Annotated in this window: 16 protein-coding genes and 1 riboswitch; of the genes, 7 read left to right on the plus strand and 9 right to left on the minus strand. The window is 28.5% G+C overall.

What is annotated here, in order from left to right; all coding sequences use genetic code 11:
- Positions 1-43: 43 nt before the first annotated feature.
- The 3 genes from HMPREF2852_RS02560 to thrS all read right to left on the minus strand — a co-directional run bounded on the left by HMPREF2852_RS02560 (position 44) and on the right by thrS (position 4,693).
- On the minus strand, positions 44-1,399 hold the full coding sequence (locus HMPREF2852_RS02560) for an MATE family efflux transporter (RefSeq protein WP_070605810.1): 1,356 nt from the start codon (positions 1,397-1,399) through the stop codon (positions 44-46).
- A gap of 55 nt (positions 1,400-1,454) precedes the next feature.
- Positions 1,455-2,633: a carboxylate--amine ligase gene (locus HMPREF2852_RS02565; protein ID WP_070605811.1), complete on the minus strand. Its 1,179-nt coding sequence runs from the start codon at positions 2,631-2,633 to the stop codon at positions 1,455-1,457.
- A 134-nt stretch (positions 2,634-2,767) separates the two neighbouring features.
- Positions 2,768-4,693: a threonine--tRNA ligase gene (thrS, locus tag HMPREF2852_RS02570; protein ID WP_070605812.1), complete on the minus strand. Its 1,926-nt coding sequence runs from the start codon at positions 4,691-4,693 to the stop codon at positions 2,768-2,770.
- A gap of 664 nt (positions 4,694-5,357) precedes the next feature.
- Here thrS and HMPREF2852_RS02575 point away from each other — a divergent pair.
- The 5 genes from HMPREF2852_RS02575 (at position 5,358) to HMPREF2852_RS02595 (ending at position 8,287) form a co-directional block, all read left to right on the plus strand.
- Complete coding sequence (locus HMPREF2852_RS02575; RefSeq protein ID WP_261667929.1) at positions 5,358-5,924, plus strand: GntR family transcriptional regulator; 567 nt, start codon at positions 5,358-5,360, stop codon at positions 5,922-5,924.
- A gap of 153 nt (positions 5,925-6,077) precedes the next feature.
- Entirely contained in the window at positions 6,078-6,338 is a 261-nt protein-coding gene (locus HMPREF2852_RS02580) for a prevent-host-death protein (RefSeq protein ID WP_070605813.1), read from the plus strand.
- Positions 6,339-6,402: 64 nt separating this feature from the next.
- Positions 6,403-7,344 carry a 2-keto-3-deoxygluconate permease gene (locus HMPREF2852_RS02585; RefSeq protein WP_070605814.1) on the plus strand — a complete coding sequence of 314 codons (942 nt, stop codon included), beginning with the start codon at positions 6,403-6,405 and terminating at the stop codon, positions 7,342-7,344.
- A gap of 54 nt (positions 7,345-7,398) precedes the next feature.
- Positions 7,399-7,479, plus strand: a riboswitch (THF riboswitch).
- A gap of 40 nt (positions 7,480-7,519) precedes the next feature.
- Positions 7,520-8,068 (plus strand): folate family ECF transporter S component, encoded by a 549-nt coding sequence (locus tag HMPREF2852_RS02590; RefSeq protein ID WP_070605815.1) that lies wholly within the window; start codon positions 7,520-7,522, stop codon positions 8,066-8,068.
- A gap of 9 nt (positions 8,069-8,077) precedes the next feature.
- A complete protein-coding gene (locus tag HMPREF2852_RS02595) occupies positions 8,078-8,287 on the plus strand; it encodes a DUF3784 domain-containing protein (RefSeq protein WP_070605816.1) in 210 nt (69 codons plus the stop codon).
- 443 nt (positions 8,288-8,730) lie between these two features.
- Here HMPREF2852_RS02595 and HMPREF2852_RS02600 read toward each other — a convergent pair whose 3' ends face one another.
- The 6 genes from HMPREF2852_RS02600 to HMPREF2852_RS02625 all read right to left on the minus strand — a co-directional run bounded on the left by HMPREF2852_RS02600 (position 8,731) and on the right by HMPREF2852_RS02625 (position 14,313).
- Complete coding sequence (locus HMPREF2852_RS02600) at positions 8,731-9,357, minus strand: PepSY domain-containing protein (RefSeq protein ID WP_070605817.1); 627 nt, start codon at positions 9,355-9,357, stop codon at positions 8,731-8,733.
- 149 nt (positions 9,358-9,506) lie between these two features.
- Positions 9,507-10,220 (minus strand): GntR family transcriptional regulator, encoded by a 714-nt coding sequence (locus HMPREF2852_RS02605; protein WP_070605818.1) that lies wholly within the window; start codon positions 10,218-10,220, stop codon positions 9,507-9,509.
- Between the two features lie 14 nt (positions 10,221-10,234).
- The gene (locus HMPREF2852_RS02610; protein WP_070605819.1) at positions 10,235-11,365 is read right to left on the minus strand and encodes an SIS domain-containing protein; all 1,131 of its coding nucleotides are present in this window, start codon (positions 11,363-11,365) and stop codon (positions 10,235-10,237) included.
- 121 nt (positions 11,366-11,486) lie between these two features.
- On the minus strand, positions 11,487-12,467 hold the full coding sequence (locus HMPREF2852_RS02615) for a tagatose 1,6-diphosphate aldolase (RefSeq protein WP_070605820.1): 981 nt from the start codon (positions 12,465-12,467) through the stop codon (positions 11,487-11,489).
- Positions 12,464-13,399: a hexose kinase gene (locus tag HMPREF2852_RS02620; protein ID WP_070605821.1), complete on the minus strand. Its 936-nt coding sequence runs from the start codon at positions 13,397-13,399 to the stop codon at positions 12,464-12,466. The genes HMPREF2852_RS02615 and HMPREF2852_RS02620 overlap by 4 nt, the downstream gene beginning before the upstream one ends.
- On the minus strand, positions 13,396-14,313 hold the full coding sequence (locus HMPREF2852_RS02625) for an N-acetylglucosamine kinase (protein WP_070605822.1): 918 nt from the start codon (positions 14,311-14,313) through the stop codon (positions 13,396-13,398). The genes HMPREF2852_RS02620 and HMPREF2852_RS02625 overlap by 4 nt, the downstream gene beginning before the upstream one ends.
- Before the next feature lie 557 nt (positions 14,314-14,870).
- Between HMPREF2852_RS02625 and yajC the strand changes: the two genes are divergently transcribed.
- Positions 14,871-15,146, plus strand: coding sequence for a preprotein translocase subunit YajC (gene yajC, locus HMPREF2852_RS02630; RefSeq protein WP_004839537.1), 276 nt, complete (start codon positions 14,871-14,873; stop codon positions 15,144-15,146).
- A gap of 19 nt (positions 15,147-15,165) precedes the next feature.
- Positions 15,166-15,642 (plus strand): PTS N-acetylgalactosamine transporter subunit IIB, encoded by a 477-nt coding sequence (agaV, locus tag HMPREF2852_RS02635; protein WP_004839538.1) that lies wholly within the window; start codon positions 15,166-15,168, stop codon positions 15,640-15,642.
- Positions 15,643-15,659: the final 17 nt, after the last annotated feature.

Raw genomic sequence — 15,659 nt, forward strand, 5'->3', positions numbered from 1 at the left:
AAAAACCAGACCTAAGAACATAAGTCTGGTAAAAAATAATTTATTATAAAATTTCTATTTTTTCTTTGTAATCACGTCTTAAAAAATATGCACAATAAAGTCCTGCCAAAAATTCTGCTATTATAAATGAATACCAGATTTTATTAATATCTCCAGTTTTTTCTCCAATAAGATACATCAATGGCAATAAAATTATAAATTGTCTCAAAAATGGTTCAAAAAGTGCTATGCCTGCACTTGATAGGGATTGGAAAATTGATGCGCATACTATGGAAAATCCTACTGGCAAATATGAAATCGCAACAATTCTAATCATTGGTATTCCTATTTCTTTCATTCTATCTGTGGCTGAAAATAAATTTAAAATTGTCTCTGGAAATACCATAAATATTATCATACCAAAAATTATCATAAGGGTTGCCCACGTGATTGATAATTCTATTGATTTTTTTATTCTCTCTTTGTTTCCCGCCCCAAAATTATAAGAAATTATTGGAACTATAGCGTTTGATATGCCCAAAACTGGCATAAATTCAAAACTTTGTAGTTTAAACAGTACCCCATAAACAGCTATTGCTGATTGGCCAAAGCCTGCAAGGATTGTATTTATAAAAAATGTTGCAAAGGATGTGATCGCATTCATCAAAGCTGCTGGAAGTCCTATTGAAAAAATTTCTTTAAAAATTAAATGGGACATTGAAAAGCCTTTGAAAGTTAATTTTACTTCCTTATTTTTTACTAAATTTAATAAAAGTCCTATCAAAGCTCCCAAAATTTGCCCAGTAACTGTTGCAATGGCAGCACCTTTTACCTCAAGTCTTGGAAATCCAAAAAGTCCAAAGATAAAAATGGGATCTAAAATCAAATTTATAACCGCCCCAATAACTTGAGTTAGCATAGTATAAACCGTAAGTCCAGTTGATTGAAGAAGTTTTTCAAAAAATATTTCGAAAAATACTCCCAAAGAAAATAGGCAAACTATGTGAAGATAATCTATACCATAAGAAATAATTTTAGGATCATTTGTTTGCATTTTTATAAAAGGTTCAACAAAAAATATTGCAATAAAAACAAAAATCAAAGACATAAGCGCTGACAAAATTATTCCGTGAACTGCAACACTGCTCGCCTTTTTTTCATTTTTCATTCCCAAATACCTAGACAAAAGCGCCGAAACACCAATAGATAAACCAACGCTAAAGGCTATAATTATATTTTGAATCGGGAAAGAAATTGTTACAGCCGTAAGAGCTTTTTCTGATAATCTAGCTACAAAAATTGAATCGACAATATTATAAATCGCTTGAACAAGCATGGATATTATAATTGGAAGACTCATTTCAAACAACAATTTTCCCTCAGGCATTTTCCCAAGTTTTTCTGATTTTACTTCTGCCATCAAAACTCCTTTCTTTAAACAAAAAAACAGAAAAAATAACGGCAAAAGCCGCTATTTATTCTTCATTTTCAATTTGCTTTTCTCTTCTTATTATACTTTTTTCTACTGTTTTTCTTCTTTTTCTAGAATCATCTTGATCATTTATTAATGGATTTTGGGAAAAACTTAATCTTTCGTTAAAATCGTCAAGCAAGTTTTTATTAATATTTTCTCTTATAAAGCTATCTGACAAGGCTTTTAGCATAAATTTTTTGTCTGGTCTTTTTTCATAAGATTCGCCAAATACCTTATCTTTTATAGCAAGCTCTATTAAATTTACACCTGAAAGATTTGTATAGTAGAAAGTTCTACCTTGTCTGACATTCATTTCCAAACAATAAATCTTTCCTGTCTTAGAATCTTTTTTGAAGTCAAGGTTAAATAAACCATAATAATCTATTTTTTCAACTATTTTTTTTGCAATTTCATAAAATTCTTCATCTTCATAGTCGATTTGAACAAGATGATTGCCAACCCACATATCTCTATGATCTGATAATAAATTTCTAGCTAAGGTCATTGAAACTTTTCCATCATTAGCCCTATATCCATTGAGGGAATATTCGCTTCCATCTACTCCATTTATATATTCTTGGACTATCATATTATGATCGTAGCCTTTTTCAAATATTTCCTTTAAAATATCTATTGCCTCTTGTTTTGATTTTATTTTATAACCCTTTTTCTTATTTTTAAGGTCTAAATCCAAAAATTGTGAATAATCATCAGCTTTTAAAAAAAGCTCGCCATCAAGGTCCAACTGATCCAAATTATCCTTATTTATTAGTTGAGTTTTTGGATAAATGATATTGTTTTTATCTAATAACTTATAAAAATTTGATTTTTCTATAAGTTTTTCCCCCATTTCTTTGTTAGGATAAGGAATTTCAAAATCAAATTCTAATCTGTCTATGTTTTTTAAAAGCATTGACATATATTCTTCAGTTGGTACAAAAAAAACTAATTTTTCATCCTTGTGTTTATTACCTATCTTATTTAAAAGTTTTACAAAAACATCATCATCTGTTGAAAAATTCTTTTTTGTATTAATATCAGCAATCTTTGAATCGACAAAAGGTACTAATACTGCACTACCAGCTACAATAGCTTTTTTTGAAAAAGCCTCATAGAAACTTCTTGCTACGGAGTAAGAATTGGAATCTGTTCCCAAGATTAAAGCATTAAATTTTTCCATTATTAATAAAAAACCTCCTAAATCATAAAGTTTTAAAATATTTTATTCAATATACAAAGAAAATAAGGGAAATAATCATCATTAGACTTAAATCCAATGATTAAATTATAACCCTAATCTTCTAAAATATCTATTTAAAATATTGACTCTAAAGATTTATTATCTCTTTCTTCATCTAATTTTTCAATAAATTCTTCGAAAGATACGTCTTTTGTTTCTTCTCCGTCTCTATTTCTTACTGTTAATTTTCCAGATTTTTCTTCGTTTTCGCCTACTACTAGCATGTAGTTTGTTCTCATAAGTTGAGCTTGTCTTATCTTATATCCTACTCCCTCACTTCTGTGGTCAACTTCTACTCTGTAGCCAGCTTTTTTAATTTTTTTAGCTAAATCGTCTGCGAAATCTGCAAATTTATCTGATACTGGAATTATTTCAACTTGTTTTGGATTTATCCAAAGTGGGAATCTTCCTGCAAATTGTTCTGTAACTGAACCAATAAATCTTTCGATTGATCCAAGAAGGGCTCTGTGAAGCATTACTGGTCTTTTCTTTTCGCCGTTTTCGTCTATATATGTTAGGTCAAAGTTTTGTGGTAATTGGAAATCTAGTTGGATTGTTCCACATTGCCATGTTCTTTTTGCTGCATCTTCCAAGTGGAAGTCAATTTTTGGTCCATAAAATGCTCCGTCTTTTGGATTTATTGTATAATCAATTCCTCTTTCAATCAAAGCATCTTCTAGGGCTTTTTCTGCAAAATCCCATTCTTCAATTTTTCCCATAAAATCGTCTGGTCTTGTTGATAATTCTATTTTATATTTAAAACCAAATGTTGAATATAAAAGATCTGCAAGGTCAATCATTTTAAATACTTCATCTTTTACTTGGCTTGGCAAGCAATAAACGTGGGCATCATCTTGAGTAAATGTTCTTACTCTGAAAAGTCCATGAAGGGCACCTGATAATTCGTGTCTGTGAACTTGACCATATTCTGCAAGTCTAATTGGAAGATCTCTGTATGAATGTGGTTCTTCTCCATAAACTAAAACTGATCCAGGACAGTTCATTGGTTTTACTGCATAATTTTCCCCGTCAATTTTTGTAAAATACATATTTTCCTTGTAATGATCCCAATGGCCTGATCTGTGCCACAATTCTTCATTCATTATAAGTGGAGTTTGAATTTCGCCGTAACCATTTTCAGCTAAAACATCTGTCCACCAATTTAAAAGCTCATGTCTTAAAATCATTCCGTTTTCTTTAAAGAATGGGAATCCTGGAGCTTCATCATGGAAAGAAAATAAATTCATTTCTTTACCAATTTTTCTGTGGTCACGTCTTTTAGCTTCTTCTTGAAGTTCAATGTATTCATCTAATTGTTTTTTCTTTTCAAAGCTTATACCATAAATTCTTTGAAGCATTTTTCTATCAGAATCGCCTCTCCAATAAGCACCAGCTATAGAATTTAATTTGATTGCCTTGATTGATTTTGTTGAAAGAAGATGAGGTCCCTTGCATAGGTCAACAAATACATTATCGCCCATTTCATAAAGAGTAATAAGTTCATCTTCTGGAAGATCTTCAATTAATTCAACCTTGTATTCTTGGTTTTCTTTTTTGAAATATTCCAAAGCCTCATTTCTTGAAATTTCTTTTCTTACCATTTTCAAATCTTTTTTGGCAATTTCTTTCATTTTTTCTTCAATTTTTGGAAGATCTTCTGGAACAAATCTGTGTTCAAGATCTATATCATAATAAAATCCGCTTTCAATTGCAGGTCCAATTGCAAATTTTGCATCAGGCCAGATTTCCTTAATAGCTGAAGCCATAACGTGACTTGAAGTATGCCAGAAAATTTCTTTTCCCTCTTTGTCTTCAAATTTTACAACTTTAAAATCTGAATCTTCATTTATAGGTTCAGCATAACCCATAACTTTTCCATTAACTACAGCGCCCAAAGCTGATCTGAATAAGCCTTCGGAAATATCTTTTGTAACATCTCCAACACTTACGCCTTTTTCATATTCTTTTACACTTTCATCAGGTAATTTAATTTTTATCATTTTCTCACTCCTTAAAAATTTTTATCCACACTTTCTTAAAAATTCAGAAAGATTTAGTAACAAATTTCAAATAAAGCACAACCATTAAATAAATTTTAAGATAGAATTTAAAAATTTTAAATAAAAAAGACACACCATCCCAAAGGACGATGTGTCGTGGTTCCACCTTAATTTATACTCATTAATGTTTTAAGGCAGGTCATGCCTTTCGTATTAGCGAAAATATCAGGGGTGGTCTTGGGGATAATCTTAATCAAAAGCTCTCAGCAAACACTTTTTCTCTGTAAAAAAAGTAAAATCCTTACTCTTCCCGTCATCTAAACTATTTTTTCTTATAAATCTATGTTACTAGCAAAATATTTTTTTGCAAATTTATTTTTAAAAAATTTTATTTTTAAATTCTTTTAAAAATGTTTTCGGATTTTTTCAATAAAAGCAAAATGATTTTCACTTGCCTATGAATTTTTATTTAAAAATCTAGAGAAAATTGTTAAAATTTTCTAATATGTGATATAATACTTATAAGAAATAAGAAAGGAATTATTATGGATTTTACACCTTCTCCAATTAAAAGAAAATTTATAAAAGATGAAGCCTATGACCTTATTTCAAAAAAATCATTTCTGGCGAATTAAAACCTAAATCAAAAATTCGTATAAATGAATTGTCTGAGGCCCTTGGGATTTCTAGAACTCCTGTTAGAGAGGCTATTTTAAGGCTTGAAGATGAAGGGCTTATTTTGTCAAAGGCAAACAGATGGACAATGGTTGCTCCTATTGATGTTGATGAAACTTTAAATATTTATCCTATAATTTCTAGTTTGGAAAAACTTGCTTTGGAGCTTGGTTTTTCAAATGTTAATGATGAAATTATAGAAAATCTTGAATATATTAATGAAAATATTAAAAAAGTTCAAGACAAAAAAAATCATATAAAAATTTTAGAATTAGACCAAGCTTTTCACAAAGAAATTATTGATCTTGCACAAAACAAAGAAATCGAATCTTTGCTTGATGGTTTAAAAAGAAAAGTTTCTAGGGTGGATATTTATTTTTTTGAGGATGATAGCCACAAGATGTCAAGTTTTGATGAACACGCAGAAATTATCAAATTTTTGAAAAAAAGAGATTTGGATAAGGCTTTAAAGGCTTTAGAAAAAAACTGGGCAACTACTATGTCAAGTCTTGAAGATATTGATTTTTCAAATGATGAAGATGAGGATCTGTTCTAAATTATTTTTTTCATTTTAATTAATTGATATAATTTAATTTTTATTGGATTTATGTTTTAAAATAATATGGAATTTTTAAATTTTACATATTGCCTTTTCTTATTTTTGTTTTAAATTTTTGTAAAATGGCTATAAATAGGATAGGAGGCTTGTATGAAAATTAATGGCGACAATTTAGTTTCTATATCCACTGCTAACAAAAATTTTTCAAAAATTGCAAGGCTTGCTGACAAAAAAGGTTCTGCTGTAATTTTGAAAAATAACAAGATTAAATATATTGTCCTTCCTTACAAGGAAGTTAAAAAAGAGGAAATTTTTTCTGATGAAAATATTGAGGATCTTGCTCAAAGACTAATTGAAAAAATCAAGGACGAATACAATATTCAATTAAAACTTGATATTGAAAATAATTAAAAAAATTAGAATTTTCTTAAATTTTTAGGAAAATTCTTTTTTTATAATGATAAAAGGAGTTTTTATGTTAAAATTTATGAAAAAAATCCCAGGAGGGCTTTTGCTTATTCCTATGTTGATTTCTGCAATTTTTTATACTTTTTTCCCAAATTTTTTTAATGTTGGTACAGTTTCTGGGACTTTTTTTACAAAAAAGGGGATAAATTATATTCTCGGTTTGATTTGTTTTTTATCGGCAACTTCTCTTGATTTGAAAAATTTGAAAAACATCATTAGAAAACAAGGCTCTATCCTTTTATTAAAATTCATTATTTCTCTGATTTTTGGAATTTTATTTGTTAAATTTTTTGGACTTGATGGAATTTTTGGAATTTCTGCTCTTGCTTTTATCACTTGTATTTGTTCTTTAAATCCTGCTTTATATCTTGCTCTTTCTTATGATTATGGGAATAAGGATGATATTGCAGCTTTTTCTCTTGCAGAAATTTTGTGTATGCCCGCTTTTCCTATTTTAATTTTTTCAATTTCAAAAAGTTCTGTAATTGATTGGACTCCTCTTATTTCGATTTTAATTCCTTTGATTTTTGGTATAATTATCGGAAATTTTGACCGTGAAATGGCTGAATTTTTTTATCCTGCTATTAATATTTTGACTCCTTTTATGGGTTGGTCTTTTGGTTCTGGTATAAATTTAATTAGTGCTTTCAAGGCTAGTTTTCAAGGGATTTTTATAAGTATTTTATTTTATATTTTAACCTTGCCTATATTATTTTTCTATGAAAGAAAAATTTTAAAGGAAAATGGTATAACAAGTATAGGAATTTCATCTATTGCTGGTCTTTCAACTTCTGTTCCAGAAATTTTAGCTAATAGCGACCAAACTCTTGCAGCTCTTTGTCAAACTACAACGGCTCAAATCGCTCTTGGCGTTTTGCTTACAAGTTTTTTTACTCCTTTTATTATGGAAAAATTTGCTAATAAACTTAGGCGTGAGAATGAAAATTAAAGATAATTTCTATTTAAATTTTTAAGTGATATAATTATATAGAAAAATAAAATAGGTAGAGTAGGGTTAAGGCGTTAAGTGCTAGAAAATGGGATGTTGTTTCTAGACGAAAGATTTTAACCTGCATCCGCTACATCATTTCCTATGATGGCAGACTACCAAATAGGAGGAAAAAATGAAAAATTTAAAGAACATCAGAACTTTGATTTTGCTATCTTTTTTTATAGCATTATCAATTGTAGTTTCAAGATTTTTTTCTATAACTACAGTAAGCCAAAAAGTTGGACTAGGTTTTATTGTAACGTCAGCTATGTGCTCGATTTTTAATCCATCACTTGCTGTTTTTGCATCAATAATTATTGATGTAATTTCAAATTTAATTTTCCCAACAGCTGGAGGATTTTATTTTCCCTTTGTTACAACAAAAATTGCCACAGCCCTAATCTATACTTTCTTTTTTTATAGAAAAGAAATCACAAGAAAAAATATTGTATTTGCTACGATTTTGAACTCTCTTATAACCAGTTTATTTTTAAATACCCTTTGGACTAGCCAACTTACTGGCAATCCATTTATGGCACAATTTGCTGTGAGAGTTCCGACGATGGCAATAAATTTCGTATTTCACACCGTAGTTTTGTTAATAATTTTGCCAAAACTTGCAAAAATTTTACGAATAGAGATAAAAAAATTGGGAGCACAACCAGAAAATGCTCCTTACTAGGAGAAATTTATGAAATTATTTAAAATAATAAGTTTGATATTGGCAATTGCCTTTATATTTTTTGGATTCAATATTTATTTTAAGAAAAAATATAATTTTATAAATAACTTTGAAAAAGATTATAAAAACGGATTAAAAGATAAATCTTATGCAAAAAAAGTAGGATTAATTGAATTAATATTAGGAATAAGTTTGTTGATATTATTCTTAAGTTTATAGAAATTTACACAAATGATTAAAGCAAAAAAGACAGGAAGCGCAATTCCTGTCTTTTTAAATGCATATAACTTGTTAACTTCTATATACTTTCATTATACAAGTTAAAATTAGAAAATCCATTTTGAAATTTCCTATTTTTTAAATAATTCTTGTGATAAAATATAAATGATGTTTTGCTAACATCTCCATAATTTAAAAAGGAGGTGAGTATTATGCATCTTAAAAATATATTAGTTTCAATTATTCTTAGCGTTATAGCAAATTTTATCTATGATTTTATTTGCAAATGGCTTGACGATAAGAATCAAGCAAAACATTAAGCCACAAAAAAAGACAGGAAGTGCAATTCCTGTCTTTTTTAATGCATCTTATACATTAGTTTCTTTACACTTTCATTATACAAGCTAAGCATTTAAAATCAAATTTTTTTTAATTTTCAACAATTATTTTTGAATTATATCCAAAGTTTCAGCATCAAGTTCTACATCGTCTCCGCCAACAACGTCGATTTCGTAAATAGTTTTTCCTTCATCATTTACATCTAATTCATAGGATTTTACAAATCCCTTGTTGTTTTCAAGTGCTTTTTTAATAGCTTCTTTTGCATCTTTTATTTTTGTAAAGTCGATAGCTTTTTTATCACTAGAATCATCTTCTTTGTCTTGTTCTTTTGACAAAATTTCTCCGCTATCAGCATCTATTTTTGCTTCATATTCATCGTTTCCACTAAATCCTTTGATGTCATAAGCATATTTTCCATTATCTTCATCAAATTCAAGAGATGAAACTTCTATCTCATCTGCCTTAAATTCTTCTTTAAATTTTTTAACAGCATCATCAAGTGAGATTTTAAATTCTTTATCTTCAATTCCTGTTGTCATCTCATCTTTTTTGTCTTCAGCCTTGTCTTTAACTGAATTTACTTCTTCTGAAACTGCTGCTTTTGTATTGCTTACAGCATCTTTTGCATCTTCCTTTGCATTTTTTGCATTTTCTCCAGAACAAGCTGAAAGTAAAAGAGCAACGGCAAGAGCAGATGCTCCATATTTTAAATTTTTATTAAATTTCATTTTTTGCCTCCATATTTTAAAATTTATACAGTCTTAATATACTGCTTTTAAAAAATTAAACAAGTTTTGATATTTTTTTAATAATATTTATTTGATTTTCTATTTTATTGATTTATATTTTAGAAAATAAAAAAGCAGGTCATTTTGACCTACTTAATTAATGATTGGGGATTATAAGATGTTTCATAATAAAATTTATCTGCTCTCGCATAAGAAATTGTATATTCTATCATTATATTTTCTATATCGAAACTTTCTCTTTGAATTTTTAAACAAGGACTTTGGCTTTTTATATTTAAAGCTTTTGCCTTTTCATTTTCTACACTTGATACTGAAAAACTTTCCTTAACTTGGTAAATTTTTGTATTAAATAATTCATCAAATATATCATAAAGGGCTTTTTTTGATAATAATTGTTTATTTATTTTTGAAAATTTCTTGTAAGGAATAATTGTTGTTTCATACATCATTGCTATGTCATCAGCAAGCCTAAGCCTATCAAATTGAATTATCTTGTCATCTTTTTCCAATTTTAACAATTTTTTTAGCTCGCTATTTGCTTCTTTTATTTCAAAATTTATAACGATTGATTTTGGCTTTTTGCCATTTCTTTTTGTTTGTTCGGTAAAAGAATAATAATTTGAAAGATTTTGCCTATTTTGTTCTCTAACAAAAGTTCCCTTGCCTTGAATTTGATAAAGCATACCAGAATTTACCAAAGAGCCAACTGCATTTCTTACAGTTGTTCTTGATACATTGTAGTCTTTACAAAGTTGCCTTTCTGATGGGAGCTTGTCTCCTTTTTCCATAAAGGAAATTTTTGTGATCAACTCATCTATGAGTTTTGAGTAAAGAGCTGACATTTATTTTTACTCCTTTATTTATAATCGTGGATTGTAACTCCCTTTACAACCCTGTTTACTGTGTGTGTTCTTGATGGATTGTCTGGAGTATTTCCTACTCTAAGGCTAGTTACTAAGGCAATTATTTGTCCAATAATTATATAGGCAAGGCAAAGATATACATCATCTAATCCATCTTCTTCAAATATCAATTCATAATCCCTATCTAATTTTGAATTTGAAATTCCTATTATTTTTTTTGCTATTTTATCATTTGCTATTTCATCTAAAATATCTAAATCATATAATCTTGTGTAAGGATTTGATGAAACAAAAGAAATTACAAGGGTATTTTCATCAACAAATGATTTTGGGCCATGCCTAAATCCCATTGATGATTCCCAAATTGTTGCAACTTCTCCAGCTGTTAATTCTAGAATTTTTAATCTTGCTTCTTTTGTTAATTTTCCCAAAGGACCTGAGCCAAGATATACAACCCTATTAAAATCAAAATTTACTAAATTTTCAATTTCTTCCAAATTATTATAAATTTCTTTTCCAAGTTTTGAAATTTTTTCTACGATTTCTTTTTTATTTTGTGTTTTTGTATCAAAAATTAATAAAGTCGCAAGCAACATTGATGAAAATGAATTTGTCATAGCAAATCCTTTATCATTTGTTATTTCTGGTTCTAAAAATACATAAGAATTTTCATCATCTTTCAAAGCTTGAGCAAGTTTTCCTTCTTTTGCGCAAGTTATAGGCAAATTATAAAAATCATCTACGATTTCTTTGCCAAGTTTTACAGCTGCAAGAGATTCTGGGGAATTTCCACTTCTTGCAAAAGAAACCAAAAGTGTTTTTTGATTTTTTTCAAAATGTAGGTAAGGAGCTGAAACCAAATCTGTTGTAGCAACTGATTCAAATTCAAATTCTCCATGAGTTTTTAAATAATCAAGGGCAATGTTTCCCACGTATTCACTTGTTCCTGCACCTGTAAAAATAACCTTGCAATCTTTACCAACTTTTTTTAAAAAATTTTCTATATCATTTTTTCTTTTTTCGTATAAATCATAAACTTCAAGCCATGTATCTGCTTGATTTAAAATTTCTGTGTAAGTGTATTTAAAATCTTTTTCTTCCAACTTACTTTCATCTAAAAGCATTACGCCCTCCTTCATTGGTAGTAACCATCATATAAATAATATTATATCTTCTCTGGTACTTTATTCAAGACCAATTTGCTTGTTTTATTAATAATTATCTTAATTTGTTTTTTAAATTTTTTTATTTTTCAATTTTTTCAAATATTGAAACAGCTGTTTCTTTCAAAACTTCATTTAAGCTTTGAATATTTTCTTTTCCTTGTTCTTTAAGCCATTGTTTTGATTTTTCTGTATCTTTTGCATATATATCAACGCAATCTTTCCATGTAGCTCTTCCACACAAAACTCCATTGAAATTTGATCCTGCTTCTTTGGCAAAAACCAAAGTTTCTTTGAAAAGTTCTGCACTTACTCCACCTGATAAAAATATAAATGGAATACTTGTCGTATCAGCTTGGTCTTTGAAAAATTTCTTAGCTTGGTCTTTGCTATAAACAAAATTTTCTCCATAGCCTTCTACAAAATTCATATTAACTGGTGTTTCTACTTTCAAAACATCAACCTTATACTTAGGATTATCAAATTCTTTCATAGCTTCAATTACTTTTTTTGGTCTAACTTTTGCATAATTTTCATCTTTTTCGCTATCAAGTGTATAATCATAAGTTACAATTTCCAAAAAATATGGAAGTCCTAAGCCTTCTGCCTCATAACCAACTCTTTCAACCCAAGCTTTTTTCACATCATTTATTTTTTCATCTTCGTCAACATCATAATACAAAAGAACTTTTAGAGCGTTTGCTCCCATTTCTTTTGCCCTAAGTCCTGACATAAAATCAATTAATTTAGGAAGTCTGCCTACTTCATATTCATCATATCCAGTTTGCTCGTAGCTTATAATTAAGCCCGCATTTTCATCTTTTGCATCAATAGCAGTTTTTCCATAAATTGGATCTAACAAAATTGATGATGAAAAAGGTGTAAGTTCTTTTGAAACTTGTCTTTTAAATTCAGAAATTCCTTCAACATTATTCAATGATTCGTTTGCTTTTTTCATCATTTTTTCCATAGAACCTCTTTGGTCTATGGCAAGAGCTGCTATTACTCCATCTTCATTTGCTAATTTTTCTAGATTTTCTAATTTTTCTTTTGAAATTTTCATATTAACTCCTTAATTTCTATTTTTTCTTTGTATTTATCAAAATCATTTATATTTATGTGGGCAATTTCCTCATTTAGAACATTTAAAAGTCCACAAGTCATTGATTTTTTTATAAAATCTTCATCATCTTCCTTATTAAAAATTGCAGATAAAGCTCCAGCCAAGGTCGAATCGCCACTTCCAACAGGATTTATAGCTTTAACCTTTGGAACTTTAGCCTTGTAGATTTTATTTTTTATTTTAAATAAAGCACCATCTTTTCCTTGAGAAACAATTACATAAGGAATATCTTTAAGGGGAGCTTTTTCAAATATTTTTCTTATTTCCTCTTCATTTTCTGGAAATTCTTTTTCAATAATATCTTTTATTTCTGTTTCATTTGGTTTTATCAAATCAGGCTTAATTTCGCCTTTAACAATTTCTTTCAAAGTATTTCCAGATGTATCAAGTGATACAAATATTTTATTTTCTTTTGCAAATTTTATAATTTTTTGATAAAAACTTGCATCAAGACCTTTTGGCAAAGAACCTGATATATTTATTATTTCAATATTTTTTGATAATTTTTCAAGATGAGCCAAAAATTCTTTTTCCTTTTCCAAGCCAATCTTTGGACCTTTTTCTAGAATTTCCGTTTGCTTATTATCATGAATTATTGCAATACAATTTCTAGTTTCATCATCAAGCTTAATAAAATCATGGGATATTTTTCTTTCATCAAGCCTTTTTTCAATAAATTCCCCAAGTTTTCCGCCAACAAAACCAGAATTTATTACCTTTTCTCCCAATTCATTCAAAACATAAGAAACATGAATGCCCTTGCCACCTGCATCTTTATTTACAAGCTCTACCCTATTAACATCATCAATTTTGAGATTTTCAATATTATATGAAATATCAACAGAAGGATTTGCCGTTATACTTAAAATCAAATCATCTCTCCTTTTTCATAAAATTTCTTTGCCAAAATCAAAGAACCAATAGAAGGATTTGCAAAAGGCTCTACAATCTCCACCCTATCATCAGCATATTCTTCAATCTTATCAAGCAATCTTTGACCCAAATTAAAAACGCCACCAGAATATGAAACCTTAACAGCACCTTTAAAATCCAGTTTTTTGATAAGAGTATTTATAACAAGGCTAGCATCTTTTGCAACATTATCCAAAAGATTTAAGGCATGAGGATCATTTTCATCAATTGCCTTAGAAAAAATTTTTGAAAGACTTGCAAGCTCGTCCCTTTGCATATTATTTGCCAAAGTAATTATTTCAAAATCATCAGAGATTTCCAATTCCTTTTTCAATAGATCATAAATCGGACTTTTTTCATATCTACCATCAGAAATTTTTGTAAAAATATTTAAAATTTTAAGACCAATATAATACCCACTAGCCTCATCTCCAAGCAAAGGTCCCCAGCCTCCACACATCATACTATTTCCATTATTATCAACACCAAAACCAATTGAGCCAGTTCCAAGAACCAAATTAATACCAGCATTCGCATTCAAAGAGCCTGCCCAACCATTTAAACAATCATTTCCAACTTTGAAATTTTTAGATCCCAAAATTTTTTCAAGACTTTCAAGAATAAAAGATTCATCTTCCTTAAATTGCCCAAAGCCCGGCATAGCCAAAAAAGTAAAATCAATATCAGAAATTTCTATTCCAGCCTTTTTAACTAAAATTTCAATTCCATTTTTTAATCTTTTAAAAAATTCATCTCTAGAAATTTGCTTTAAGTGAATAGTTTTTTCATTGTGCTCATATAATTTTTTATTAACTTCAAGAACAAAAGCCGTCTTTGTTCCACCGCCATCAATCCCCAAAAAAACTTCTCTCATATGATACCATCCTTTTTAAAAGTTTTTCATTGGTAACTACCATTGCTAATATTAGTATATATAAAATAAAGACCAAGGTCAAGGAAATAAATTTAAATTCAGGATTTAAAAATAATTTTTAATTTTAAAAATCTCAAATTAAAATTTTCTAAGCTTTAAAATTTTTTATAATTTCTTTTTTTTTAATGTATCGTTTTCTTTACTTTGCAAAATTTATTTTTCTTGCAAGAATAATTTTTGATTGAATTTTTATTATTGTAATTTGTTTTTTTATTAGTTTGCTTTGACTTTTTTATGCTTAAATGAGCTTTTAAAATTATTTTTTTAATTAATTCTTGACATATCAATTAATTTTATATAAAATAATGGTAATTACCAGATAAATATTTTGATTTTATTTTTCTGGTTTTCTAGAAAATATCCTATTTTTATAAAATTTTTCTCACTTTAAAATTTTGGCAATTATATTTCAAATTTAGAGAATAATTTTTTTAAAATTTGGGAAAATGTTTCTAAAAATTTTTAAAATTATTTCGATAATTTAAGAAAGGAGGATTATGTTAGGTGAAATAGCAAGGACATCCTTGGTTTTATTGATTTTTATAGCTATTTTTGTACTAATTAGTCAAATATTAAGCCACAGAAATCTAAAAAAGAAAAAGAAATATTTTGAAAGCTTACACAAAAATCTTAAACCTGGCAAGGAAGTTATGTTGACTGATGGTATTTATGGAAAAATTGTTTCTTTGAAAGAAGATTATGCTATCATCAAAATTGCCAAGGATGTTGAAATTAAAGTTAGCCGTTACTCTATTAGTGAAATACTAAATTAATTTGAAAGGAAGTTTTATTATGCCTAATATTGTTCTAACTAGAATAGACAATAGACTATTACACGGACAAGTTGCTACTCAATGGACAAAGGTTATTGGCGCAAATCTTATTCTTGTTGCAAATGATGATGTAGCAAATAATAAAATGAGACAAAATCTTATGACTATGGCTGCTCCTAATGGTGTTGCTACTAGGTTTTGGACTCTTCAAAAGACAATTGATACTATACACAAGGCTGCTGATAGGCAAAAAATTTTCATAATATGTGAAAGCCCAAAAGACGTTCTAACACTTGTTGAAGGCGGTGTTCCTATTAAAGATCTTAATATAGGAAATATGCACATGGCTGAAGGCAAAAGACAAGTTGCAGGAGTTGTTGCTGTTGACGACAACGACGTTGAGGCTTTTAAAAAACTTAAAGAAAAAGGTGTCAATCTAGAAATTAGAAAGGTACCTACTGAATCAGCAGAAGACATTAATAAATTATTTTCATAAAATATCTAGGAGGATTG

The organism is Anaerococcus sp. HMSC065G05, from assembly GCF_001812365.1.
GTDB classification, from domain to species: domain Bacteria; phylum Bacillota; class Clostridia; order Tissierellales; family Peptoniphilaceae; genus Anaerococcus; species Anaerococcus vaginalis.

Bases quoted from the DNA above. Each gene is read 5' to 3' on its own strand.
- HMPREF2852_RS02585 (WP_070605814.1), top strand. From the start codon at position 6,403: ATGTTAAAATTTATGAAAAAAATCCCAGGAGGGCTTTTGCTTATTCCT.
- thrS (WP_070605812.1), bottom strand. From the start codon at position 4,693: ATGATAAAAATTAAATTACCTGATGAAAGTGTAAAAGAATATGAAAAA.
- HMPREF2852_RS02625 (WP_070605822.1), bottom strand. From the start codon at position 14,313: ATGAGAGAAGTTTTTTTGGGGATTGATGGCGGTGGAACAAAGACGGCT.
- HMPREF2852_RS02590 (WP_070605815.1), top strand. From the start codon at position 7,520: ATGAAAAATTTAAAGAACATCAGAACTTTGATTTTGCTATCTTTTTTT.
- HMPREF2852_RS02605 (WP_070605818.1), bottom strand. From the start codon at position 10,220: ATGTCAGCTCTTTACTCAAAACTCATAGATGAGTTGATCACAAAAATT.
- HMPREF2852_RS02600 (WP_070605817.1), bottom strand. From the start codon at position 9,357: ATGAAATTTAATAAAAATTTAAAATATGGAGCATCTGCTCTTGCCGTT.
- HMPREF2852_RS02560 (WP_070605810.1), bottom strand. From the start codon at position 1,399: ATGGCAGAAGTAAAATCAGAAAAACTTGGGAAAATGCCTGAGGGAAAA.
- HMPREF2852_RS02595 (WP_070605816.1), top strand. From the start codon at position 8,078: ATGAAATTATTTAAAATAATAAGTTTGATATTGGCAATTGCCTTTATA.
- HMPREF2852_RS02615 (WP_070605820.1), bottom strand. From the start codon at position 12,467: ATGAAAATTTCAAAAGAAAAATTAGAAAATCTAGAAAAATTAGCAAAT.
- HMPREF2852_RS02565 (WP_070605811.1), bottom strand. From the start codon at position 2,633: ATGGAAAAATTTAATGCTTTAATCTTGGGAACAGATTCCAATTCTTAC.
- yajC (WP_004839537.1), top strand. From the start codon at position 14,871: ATGTTAGGTGAAATAGCAAGGACATCCTTGGTTTTATTGATTTTTATA.
- agaV (WP_004839538.1), top strand. From the start codon at position 15,166: ATGCCTAATATTGTTCTAACTAGAATAGACAATAGACTATTACACGGA.
- HMPREF2852_RS02610 (WP_070605819.1), bottom strand. From the start codon at position 11,365: ATGCTTTTAGATGAAAGTAAGTTGGAAGAAAAAGATTTTAAATACACT.
- HMPREF2852_RS02580 (WP_070605813.1), top strand. From the start codon at position 6,078: ATGAAAATTAATGGCGACAATTTAGTTTCTATATCCACTGCTAACAAA.